The 795-nt window shown below is 67.2% G+C and carries 2 protein-coding genes; one reads left to right on the plus strand and one right to left on the minus strand.

All coding sequences use genetic code 11. The features are described 5' to 3' along the window. Positions 1-284 (minus strand): transposase (locus QMK28_RS34035; RefSeq protein ID WP_326443564.1); only part of this gene is annotated, 284 nt, incomplete at its 3' end. Positions 285-392: 108 nt separating this feature from the next. Here QMK28_RS34035 and QMK28_RS34040 point away from each other — a divergent pair. Further along, the gene (locus QMK28_RS34040) at positions 393-752 is read left to right on the plus strand and encodes a transposase (RefSeq protein ID WP_326443565.1); all 360 of its coding nucleotides are present in this window, start codon (positions 393-395) and stop codon (positions 750-752) included. Positions 753-795: the final 43 nt, after the last annotated feature.

A 795-nucleotide genomic window follows, 5' to 3' on the forward strand; every position in this document is an offset into this window, starting at 1 on the left:
TGCCAGCGCAGGAGGTCGTGAACGGTCTGGTCGGTGCCGTCGTCACGCCAGGCGGCGAAGTAGTAGAACGTCGCACTCTTCGGCGGCAGATCGTGCGGCAGGTACTCCCACTGACAGCCGGTGCGGTTCTGGTAGAGGATCGTGTTGACGATCTCCCGCATCGCGTATTTGCCCTGATGGCCGGTGGCCGAGGGGTGCTCGGCCTTCCAGGCACTGATCACGGGCTCGATCAACTTCCACTGCTCGTCGGTGAGATCACTCGGGTACGGCTTGCGACCACTCACCTTGACTCTGTCGGGGATCTTGGAGTTTCGCGGTGCGGCAGCATGATCAGCGGGCATGCTCGGGGCTGTTACGAGTACCGAGATCCCCTGAAGTCGTCGAGGTGTCCGTTGTCGCTCCGTCCCCGTTCCGGTGAGCAGATCCCGACTCTGACCGCGCAGATCGCGCGGGCGAGCAACCCGGACGGCACGACGGCGATATGGGTGCGAGACCGGCTGGACGGACTGTGGTGTGACGAGGACTTCGCCGACTGGTACCCGCGCGACGGGCGCCCGGGCCTCTCGCCCGCCCAGCTGGCCACTGTCTGTGTGCTGCAGTTCCTGCTCGGCCTGTCGGACCGGCAGGCCGCCGAGGCGGTCCGCTGCCGCATCGACTTCAAGTACGCCATGGTGCGCCACGAGGCGCCACTACCCCGAGCGGGGGTGAAAGGACCCCGCCGCTGGCCTGTCGCAGCAGGCCAGTGCAGCTGAGGGCAGCCTGATCGCGGAGACGCGCGGGAGGGCGGCAAGCAGC

This window comes from Streptomyces sp. H27-D2, from assembly GCF_035828615.1.
In the GTDB taxonomy this organism is placed as follows: Bacteria; Actinomycetota; Actinomycetes; order Streptomycetales; family Streptomycetaceae; genus Streptomyces.